An 8,177-nucleotide genomic window follows, 5' to 3' on the forward strand; every position below is an offset into this window, starting at 1 on the left:
GGGATCACCCGTTGTACGCCGCGAAGATCTTCGAGAACTCGTACGGCGACTGGGCGATGTTGGTGCACTTGTAGAGGGCGCCGTTGCACGCGTTGGCGTCCCTGCCCTCTTCCCAGTACGAGAGCATGCCCAGGTGCTTGCTCTGCGCGAAGGAGACGAGCTGGCGGGCGTCGGCCTGGTCGTAGATGTGGCCGTCGTCGTTCTGGCCGAGCATCGGCGTGATGCCGACCATCGCCCAGAGCTGCGCGTCGGACTTGCCGGGGTAGACGGACTTGAGCTGGCTGAACACGCTGTTGGCCGCCTGGACGGCCGCGTCGCCGTAGTCGACGCTCTGGTAGTAGTCCATGGCCATCGCGTTGACCATGTCCAGGGTGACGCCCGCGTTCTTCGCGGCGTTGAGCACGTTCATCCCGTTGCCGTCGAGTCCGGTGGGCAGCACGGGCAGGGTGAGCGAGATCCGCAGGTTCGGATGGGTCTGCTGGAGCTTCGCCAGTGCCTGGGAGCGCAGGGAGATCGACGCGGGTTCCGCGACGGCCGACCCCTCGATGTCGAAGTCGACGTAGCTGAGGTTGTACGCGTCCACGACGGCCGCGTACTCGGCGGTGAGCGCGTCGACCGAGGAGCACGCCTGGGCGAGTTCGATGCCGCTCGCGCCGCCGAAGGAGACCTTCACGTCCCCGCCCGCCGCCCGGACGGCGTCGATCTGGTCCTTGGCCCACGCCGCGCGCGGGTCGTAGGCGTTGAACCACGACGCCTTGCAGCCCGCCGAGGTGACGAACGCCAGCGTGAAGCTCTTCACCCCACTGGCCTGCGACATCGCGGTGAGGCTGGGCGTCGGCCAGGCACCCATGTCGACATAGGGCGCCATCCGGATCGTCCCGGGCGGCGGATTGCCCCCGCCGCCCGAGGCGCTGGTGGTACCGCTGACCGCCGCGCTGTAGGCGGAGGTGTTGCCCGCCGCGTCCTTGGCGCGGACCTGGAAGGAGTACGCGGTGGACGCCGCGAGGCCGGTCGCGGTGTACGAGGTACCGGTCACGGCGACGGGCGCGCCGCCGTTGCGGGAGACCTCGTAGCCCGCCACGGAGCCGGAGTTGTCGGTCGAGGGGTTCCAGTGGACGGTCAGCGAGGAACTGGTGGGGGAGCCCACCGTGACGCCGCCCGGGACCGACGGCGGGGTGGTGTCGCCGCCGCCACCGCCGCCCGCGTCGCACGAACCTCCGTTGAGCTTGCAGTTCGTGGGGGTGCCCGCACCGGAGTTGACCCAGCCGAAGGTCGCGCTCGCGCCGGGCGCGAGCGTTGCGTTGTAGTCCCGGTTGGTGAACGTGTAGTGGTTGTTGCCCGAGGTGAGCAGCGCGTCCCAGTAGCTGCCGACGCTGCTTCCGGCCGGGAGGTCGAACTCGACCTTCCACGAAGTCAGCGTGGTGCTGCCGCCGTTGGTGATCGTGTACTGCGCCTGGTAGCCACTGGTCCAGTCGGAGGTCTTCGCGAAGGCCGCGGAGACTCCGCCTGCCGCGGTGGCGGGCGGGACGAAGAACAGGACGAGCGTCCCGAAGAGTGCGAGGACGAGGGTGAGGGATCTTCGCATACCGGCTCCCATTTGGTCTGTACCAATGCCGCCCGGGATCTGGATACTTGACCCGCGGCACCGCCGTCAAGACCGCATGCCCACGTCACTGACGTCTCATCAGCCGCTGTACGTACGGGTGGTGACGGCAAGGTCAGCCGCCGTAGGTGGTCAGCGATCCACCGAGCACACCCGCGAAGTCGGCGGCCAGCCGCGGCGCTTCCCGCACCTCCAGGTCGGCGGTGGTGATCCGGACGCCGGGCCCGGCGGCGATCCGGAACCGCGCGCCGCCCGCCACCCACCAGCCCGCCGAGCGCAGCCCGTTGACCACCGCCGCCTCGTCCCGCACCGGCACCCACACGTTCATCCCGCTCACCCCGCGCCCCGCGATGCCGTGCCCGGCCAGCGCCGCGAGCAGCGCCTCACGCCGCCGCGCGTACGCCGTCCCCGCCGCGTCCACCAGCGCCACCGTGGCCGGATCCGTCATCAACCGGGCCACCGTCTCCTGCAGCACATGGCTGACCCAGCCCGACGTCAGCAGCAGCCGCCCGTCGTGCCGCGCGAGCGTCGTCGCGTCGCAGGCCATCGCCGTCCACCGCAGGTCGGTGCCCAAGTGCTTGGAGACGGTACGGATCTGCGCCCAGCGCGCCGGCCCGTCCGCACCCGCCGTGGTCAGCGAGTGGAGCGGACCGCCCGCGGTGTCGGCGCTGTGGTCGTCCTCGATCACCAGCACCTCCGGCGCCGCCGCCAGCACCGCCAGCAACTCGTCCCGCCGCACCGCCGAGGTGCGCGAACCGTAGGGGTTCTGCGCCCGCGGGCAGAGCACCACCGCGCGCGCCCCGGCCCGCAGCGCCGCCCGCAGCCCCTCGGGCCGCAGCCCCTCGTCGTCGACCGCCACCGCGACCGTACGCAGCCCCAACGCCGGTACGAGATCGAGCAGATGGTGGAAGCCGGGGTCCTCGACCGCGACCGCGTCCCCGGGGCGCAGCTCCACCGACAGCAGCCGGGAGATGCAGTCCAGTGCCCCGTGCGCGAAGGTGACCTGGCCGTCCGGCACCCCGTCGCGGTGGAACCACGCCCGCGCCAGCTCCTCCAGCTCCGGCAGCCGGGGCGAGGCGCGGTGCGAGCGCGCGCCGGGGGAGAGCCGCCCGGGCGGGACGAGATCGGGCAGGAACGCCGGATCGGGGTGGCCGCCCGCCAGGTCGCGCAGCCCGGGCGGCACCGGCGGCGGGCGCCGCGAGGACACCGAGGGCGCGGGTGCGACCACCGTGCCGCCGCGGCCCCGGGTCACCACGATCCCGCGCCGCCGCAGTTCCTTGTACGCCGTCGCCACGGTGCCCGGGCTCACGCCGAGGGTGTCGGCCAGTGTCCGCACCGGGGGCAGCGCGTCGTCAGGGCGGAGCAGCCCGTCGGTGACCGCGCTCTCCGCCGACGCGGCGATCTCCCTGGCGGTCGTCCCGCTGATCGCATATTGTGTTGCCACATTGCAGAGTATGTATCAATACAAAAATTCGCGCAAGGCGCCGACGCACACTCCGGCACCGGCGAACGGCCGCGAGGGAACAGGGGGACACGACGATGAAGCGGAAACCGTCGAAGGCGTCGACACGGGCGCGGGCGGCGCTGACATCGATACCGGGCGGCCCCGACGGCCGCCGGATGCTCTGGATCAACCTCATCGACAAGACCGGATCAGGGCTGTGGTTCGCCGTCACCGCCCTCTACTTCGTCGTCGTCGCCGGCCTCAGCACCGGACAGGCCGGACTCCTGCTCGGCCTCGGCGGCGCCGTCGGGATCGCGGGCGCACCCGTCGCGGGACAGCTCACCGACCGGCTGCCGCTGACCCGCGTCCTCCTCGCCGTCCAACTCCTGCGCGGCGCCTCCAGCCTGCTGCTGCTCTTCGCCCACGGCTTCTGGCAACTCCTGGCCCTGGTCGCCGTCGGCAGCTTCGCCGAACGCGCCGCCTCGGTCCTCACCAAGCTCTTCGCCGCCCGCGTCGCCGGCGCCGACCGCGCCAGGTACCAGGCCGTGCAGCGCACCGTCGTCAACGTCGGCTACACCATCGGCGGCCTCGGCGCCTCCGCCGCCCTCGCGGTGGGCTCCACCGCCGTCTACCGCGGTCTGCTCCTCGGCGACGCGCTCTCCTTCGTCCTGGTCGCCGCCCTCGTGGCCCGCTGCGCCGAACCCCCCTCCGCCAGCCGTACGGTCACCGGCCGCACCGCCGCGGGCGCCCCCCTGACCGCGGACCCGACCGTGTCCCCCAGCAACCCCTGGCGCGATCGCGGCTACCTCGGCTACGCCGCCCTCGACTCCGCGATGTTCCTCTACGGCTGCGCCATCAGCGTCGGCATGCCGCTGTGGATCATCACCCGCACCACCGCCCCGCACGGCCTGGCCGCCGCGATCTTCGTCGTCAACACCGTGATAGTGGTGGCCTTCCAGGTCCGCCTGTCCCGGCACGGCAGCACCCCGCGGGTGGCCGCCGACTCCCTGCGCCGGGTCGCCGTGTGGTTCCTGGTCTCCGGCGCGGCCACCGCCGCCGCCGTGCTGCACGCCCGCTGGGCCGCCACCGCCGCGATCCTCGCCGCGGCCATCGCCTTCACCGTCGTCGAGATGATCCAGTCCGCCATCTCCTGGGAACTCTCCGTCGCCCTCGCCCCCGACGACGCCCAGGGCAGCTACGTCGGTGTGCACGGCCTCGCCCAGTCCACCTCCCGCTGCGTCGGCCCGCTGCTCATGACCTCCGTCGTCATCGCCGCGGGCCCGATCGGCTGGATCGCCCTCGGCGCCGCCCTCGCTGCCGCCGCCCTCCTCCAACGACGCATGGTGCTACAGCGGCTCGGCCGCGCCGACGCACTCCGGCAGCAGCCCGGGAAATCCCCGTTGTCAGTCCCCGCGGTTACGGTGAGTGAGCAATAGGGAGCACACCGAGGGGGAACACATGTCGTCCCAGACCACGCACCGGGCCGCACACCGCAGGGCGCTGCGCCGCGAGACCGCCACCATCGTCGGACTGCTGCTGGACGAGGCGGACTTCACCGCCATGACCGGCTACCGCACCTTCCGTTTCAGCGACTACGGCACGTATCTGCACGCCGTGGAGGCGTTCCTGCGCAGCCTGCACGCCAGGGGGAACCACACCGTCGTCACCGTCTTCGACCCGGTGGCGTACGCCGACCACTGCGCCACCACCCGCAAGCCACCGGACAGCGCCGCGACCCGCACCCACCACACCGCCCAAGCCACCGCGACCGGCGCCTCGGTGCAGTACACCGGGCAGCCACTCGCCCTGCTGCGCACGCAGCTCGCCCACGAAGCCGACCGCCGCGCCACCTGGGAGAGCGCCTCGGACGCCCTCACCCACGCCGGCACCTGCCCCGACTGCGGCCAGGACCTCGCCCACTGCGCCTTCGACCGCGCCTCGGACCTGCTGCTCCGGCTCATCCAGGCCGTCGGCCCCGGCACCCACCACATCGTCTGCAGCCTCCCGGCCCCGGACGGCCCCCTTCTCGCCGCCCTCCATGTGGACGCGGGCCCGGAAGGAAGCGTCCAACTCGCCGAGACCGACGCCCTGGTGCTCTGCACCGTCATGGCCGCGGCGTCCGTCACCGCCCGCGCGGGCGGCCTCGTCCTGCGCACCACCGGGGACGACGGCCCCGACACCGTCCGCGGCTGGTCCCTGCGCGACGGCCAACTCCACCCGCTCACCGAGGCGGAGGTCTTCGACGCGTACTGCACCGACGCCGCCACCGGCGAACCCGTACCGCCCGAGCCGGGAGTCGTCTACCGGCCGGGCCTGCCGCTGCCACCACCCTCCATCGAATGAGCGCCGGGCGCGGGGGAGGGGCGAGCCCGCGTGCGCGACTCGGCGGGCGCGACGCGGCGGGAACGCCGGAGGGCGCCTCACCGTGCGGGGTGAGACGCCCTCCGAGGCGGACCGGGCCCGTGGCCGCAGCTTGGCCGCTACTCGCCGGACAGCACTCCGCGCGCGGCCCGGCGCGCCTCGTCCGCGCTGTCCGTCGCCCGCGCCGCGGCGGCCGCCCGCTCGCACTGCGCCAGTGTGTACTTCGCCAACGTCGCCCGCACATACGGGATCGACGCTGCACCCATCGAAAGGCTGGTGACACCCAGACCGGTCAGCACACACGCCAGCAGCGGATCCGCCGCCGCCTCGCCGCACACACCACAGCTCTTGCCCTCGGCCTTCGCCGCCTCCGCCGACAGCGCCACCAGGTCGAGCAGCGCGGGCTGCCACGGGTCCTGCAGCCGCGACACCGCGCCCACCTGACGGTCGGCCGCGAAGGTGTACTGCGCGAGGTCATTGGTGCCCAGCGACAGGAACTCGACCTCCTGCAGGATCGACCGCGCCCGCAGCGCGGCCGACGGGATCTCGACCATCGCGCCGAACTTCGCCCGCAGCCCCGCCTCACGGCAGGCGTCGGCGAACGCCTTCGCGTCCTGGCGGTCGGCCACCATCGGGGCCATCACCTCCAGGTACACCGGCAGGCCCTGCGACGCCCTGGCCAGCGCGGTGAGCTGGGTGCGGAGCACCTCCGGGTGGTCGAGCAGCGACCGCAGGCCCCGCACGCCCAGCGCCGGGTTCGGCTCGTCGGCCGGCGTCAGGAAGTCCAGCGGCTTGTCGGCGCCCGCGTCCAGCACACGCACCACGACACGCCCCTCGGGGAACGCCTCCAGGACCTGGCGGTACACCTCGACCTGCTTGTCCTCCGACGGTGCCTTCGCGGAATCGTCGAGGAAGAGGAACTCGGTACGGAACAGCCCCACGCCCTCGGCGCCCGCCGCCACCGCGGCGGGCACATCGGCCGGACCGCCGACATTGGCCAGCAGCGGCACCTTGTGGCCGTCCGACGTCGCACCCGGCCCGGACGACGCCGCGAGCGCCGCCTTCCGCGCGGCCGCCGCCTCCGCCAGCGCGGCCCGCTTGTCCTCGTTCGGCTCGACGAACACCTCACCGGTGCTGCCGTCCACCGCGATCAGCGTGCCCTCGGCCAGCTCCCGCGCACCCGGCAGCGCCACGATCGCGGGCACACCGAGCGCCCGCGCCAGAATCGCGCTGTGGCTGGTCGGCCCACCCTCCTCGGTGACGAATCCCAGCACCAGCGTCGGGTCCAGCAGCGCCGTGTCGGCCGGCGCCAGGTCGCGGGCGATCAGCACATACGGCTCGTCGCTGTCCGGCACACCGGGCATCGGCACCCCGAGCAGCCGGGCCACGATCCGGTTCCGCACGTCGTCCAGGTCGGCCACCCGCCCGGCCAGGTACTCACCGGCGCCGGCCAGCAGCGCCCGGTACGACGCGAAGGCGTCATAGACGGCGCGCTCGGCCGTACTGCCCACCGCGATCCGCCGCTCGACGTCGGCGATCAGCTCCGGGTCCTGCGCCATCAGCGCCTGGGCCTCCAGCACGGCCTGCGCCTCGCCACCGGCCAGATGGCCGCGCGCGTTCAGGTCGGCCGCGACCGCGCCCACCGCCTGGCGGGCCCGGCTCTGCTCGCGCGGCGCGTCGTCCGCCGGGATCTGCTTGGCAGGCGGCTCCAGAACAGCGGTGCCCATGTGCCGTACCTCGCCGATCGCCACACCGTGGCTGACACCGACGCCTCGCAGCGTTGTCTCCATCTCACCCGTCTCCGGTCGAAGCGACGGCGCACCCGGCCGTCGCTGATTGTCGTGGCCCCCCGCTGGTTCCGCCGGCTCGTCCGCCCCGCCGTACACGCCGACCGGGCCGAGCCGGGCCTACTGCCAGGAGAAGAGGACGTCCCCGGCGGCGACGTCGCCGCTGTCCACCACGTCACCGAGCGACTCGGCCGTCGCCTCCAGCGCGACCACGGGACAGATCGGCGACTTGCCCGCCGCCTCGACCGCCGCCGGGTCCCAGCGCACGACCGCCTGCCCACGGGCCACGGTGTCGCCCTTCGCGACCAGCAGCTCGAAGCCCTCGCCGTTGAGCTGGACGGTGTCGATGCCCAGGTGCGTCAGTACGCCGTGCCCCTGTTCGTCGACGACCACGAACGCGTGCGGGTGAAGGGAGACGATGATCCCGTCGACGGGAGACACCGCGTCGCCGGGAACCCGCTCAGGGTCGATAGCCGTACCCGGGCCCACCATCGCCCCGGAGAACACGGGGTCGGGCACTGCCTCGAGTCCGATGGCCCGTCCGGCCAGGGGAGCGGAAACGGTCGTCATGGGAAGCCTCCTCTATAGGGAGATCAGAGAACTGTCACTGTCTGTCACCTGATGACGTCGTCGCGGGAGCAGCCTAAGTCATCACAAGTACGGATTCCGCCCGGCTGGATCGGACCGCCAGGTGGTCTATACCACTGACCCAGTCTCCCATACCGCCACCCTCTGCCACACCCCGCGCCCTACCCCGCGGATCACCCGGCCATCGCCCACCACGCGATTTGCTCAGGGCGGCCCGCTCCAGTACGTTGGCACAACCGCCTCGACGAGACCCGCGGAAACGTGTGTGCGCGAATCGGGGCTGGTAAATCCGACGGAATAGCTTCTGCTAAAGTCGGAGACACCGAAGGGAAAGCCCGGAGGGGCCGGTGAAACGGTCCTGATGGAAGCTTCCGTTCCTTGAGAACTCAACAGC

6 protein-coding genes are annotated in these 8,177 nt (G+C 72.6%); 2 read left to right on the forward strand and 4 right to left on the reverse strand.

The window, feature by feature from the left end; genetic code table 11:
* Positions 1–4: 4 nt before the first annotated feature.
* Both AB0M29_RS08810 and AB0M29_RS08815 read right to left on the reverse strand, forming a co-directional pair.
* Positions 5–1,585: a cellulose binding domain-containing protein gene (locus AB0M29_RS08810; protein WP_365380992.1), complete on the reverse strand. Its 1,581-nt coding sequence runs from the start codon at positions 1,583–1,585 to the stop codon at positions 5–7.
* A gap of 133 nt (positions 1,586–1,718) precedes the next feature.
* Positions 1,719–3,047, reverse strand: a complete 1,329-nt coding sequence (locus tag AB0M29_RS08815; protein WP_365380995.1) for an aminotransferase class I/II-fold pyridoxal phosphate-dependent enzyme — start codon at positions 3,045–3,047, stop codon at positions 1,719–1,721.
* A gap of 95 nt (positions 3,048–3,142) precedes the next feature.
* Here AB0M29_RS08815 and AB0M29_RS08820 point away from each other — a divergent pair, with 95 nt between their 5' ends.
* Together AB0M29_RS08820 and AB0M29_RS08825 are read left to right on the forward strand one after the other, a co-directional pair.
* Positions 3,143–4,483, forward strand: a complete 1,341-nt coding sequence (locus AB0M29_RS08820) for an MFS transporter (RefSeq protein ID WP_365380997.1) — start codon at positions 3,143–3,145, stop codon at positions 4,481–4,483.
* A gap of 22 nt (positions 4,484–4,505) precedes the next feature.
* Complete coding sequence (locus tag AB0M29_RS08825; protein WP_365381000.1) at positions 4,506–5,390, forward strand: hypothetical protein; 885 nt, start codon at positions 4,506–4,508, stop codon at positions 5,388–5,390.
* Positions 5,391–5,527: 137 nt separating this feature from the next.
* On the opposite strand, the gene ptsP is transcribed toward AB0M29_RS08825, so the two are convergent.
* Both ptsP and AB0M29_RS08835 read right to left on the reverse strand, forming a co-directional pair.
* The gene (gene ptsP / locus AB0M29_RS08830) at positions 5,528–7,198 is read right to left on the reverse strand and encodes a phosphoenolpyruvate--protein phosphotransferase (RefSeq protein WP_365381003.1); all 1,671 of its coding nucleotides are present in this window, start codon (positions 7,196–7,198) and stop codon (positions 5,528–5,530) included.
* Between the two features lie 117 nt (positions 7,199–7,315).
* Positions 7,316–7,765, reverse strand: a complete 450-nt coding sequence (locus AB0M29_RS08835; RefSeq protein WP_365381005.1) for a PTS glucose transporter subunit IIA — start codon at positions 7,763–7,765, stop codon at positions 7,316–7,318.
* Positions 7,766–8,177: the final 412 nt, after the last annotated feature.

It is taken from the genome of Streptomyces sp. NPDC051976, assembly GCF_040680795.1.
Classification (GTDB): domain Bacteria; phylum Actinomycetota; class Actinomycetes; order Streptomycetales; family Streptomycetaceae; genus Actinacidiphila.